The 559-nt window shown below is 68.9% G+C and carries 1 pseudogene; it reads right to left on the bottom strand.

The annotated features are described in order from the left end of the window. Positions 1-559 (bottom strand): annotated as a pseudogene (locus tag RHSP_RS08540) (beta strand repeat-containing protein); the annotation flags it as partial.

Genomic DNA, 559 nt, shown 5'->3' with positions numbered 1-559 from the left:
TGCCGCGACATTGGCCGTCGACAGGCCCGCGAGGGCGGCAGTGTTGATGGCGGCGATATCGGCGGTCGACAGACCGGCGATCTCGGTGCTCGTCAAGGCACCGACCTGTGTGGCGTTCAGCGCGCCGACCTGAGCCGTGGTGAGGGCGGCGACATTGGCCGAACCAAGCGCACCGACCTGAGCGGTGGAGAGGCCGGTAACCGACTTGGCGCTCAGTGCCGCGACCTGGGTGGTCGACAGGCCTGCGACGTTGGCCGTGGTCAGAGCGGCAACCTGAGTTGCGTTGAGCGTGCCGACCTGCGAAGCGCTCAGCGCACCGACCTGGGTCGAGGTGAGCGCATTGATCTGGCCGGTCTTCAGGGCGGCAACCTGGCCCGTGGTCAGGGCGGCTGCCTGATCCGAGGAGAGCGCCGCGACGTTGGCCGTCGACAGGCCGGCAAGAGCGGCCGTGCTGATCGCCGCGATGTCGGCGGTCGAGAAGCCGGCAATATCAGCAGTCGACAGGGCACCGATCTGGGCCGAGTTCAGGGCGCCGACAAGAGCGGGGCTCAGGGCCTCG

The organism is Rhizobium freirei PRF 81 (genome assembly GCF_000359745.1).
Classification (GTDB): Bacteria; Pseudomonadota; Alphaproteobacteria; order Rhizobiales; family Rhizobiaceae; genus Rhizobium; species Rhizobium freirei.
This window is presented reverse-complemented; position numbering and strand designations above follow the sequence as displayed.